The 479-nt window shown below is 57.6% G+C and carries 1 protein-coding gene; it reads right to left on the bottom strand.

All coding sequences use genetic code 11. The features are described from left to right. A partial coding sequence (locus tag AC07RN_RS21030; protein WP_478337224.1) for a hypothetical protein occupies positions 1 to 457 on the bottom strand: 457 nt, incomplete at its 3' end. Positions 458 to 479 lie beyond the last annotated feature (22 nt).

The raw sequence follows: 479 nt of genomic DNA, 5'->3' as shown, positions 1-479 counted from the left end.
ACTTAGTGCAGTGATCGGGAAGACCAACTACCCAGTAGAGTTGGTTGTAGTCAGTAGGCACAGGGATGCGGGCCTCATGACCTACGATGCTGTGCGGCACTTCGCGCAGAGCGCGATTCACGGTCTCCAACTCCCACTCGGTGAGCTCTGCCTTCATATCAACGACAATCGTGGTGGTCTGGTGAGGGACCATGCTGGCGCTGTCGATGGCGACGCGGTAAGCCTTGATCCGTGTGCGATACGAGCCAGGCTCACGCAATTCATTCTGCCAAAGGCCGCGCACCAAGTCGTAAATGTAGGAATGTCCGCCGTTCTCGCAGCGCCATGAGCCGTCCTGGCCTTGAATCAGATAACTTCCGAGGTCGGGGTGAATCATGGTGAAGCGCGGAGGGTCGATCTGCTGGACCTTGGACTTTGCCGGTGAGTAGCCCAGCGACGGGTTGCGAAGACCATTCACTGGGACTCGATCCTCCTTGATG

This window comes from Lelliottia sp. GFLA7 (assembly GCF_056490165.1).
The sequence above is the reverse complement of the archived record's forward strand: the minus strand, read 5'-3'. Positions and strand labels throughout refer to the sequence as shown.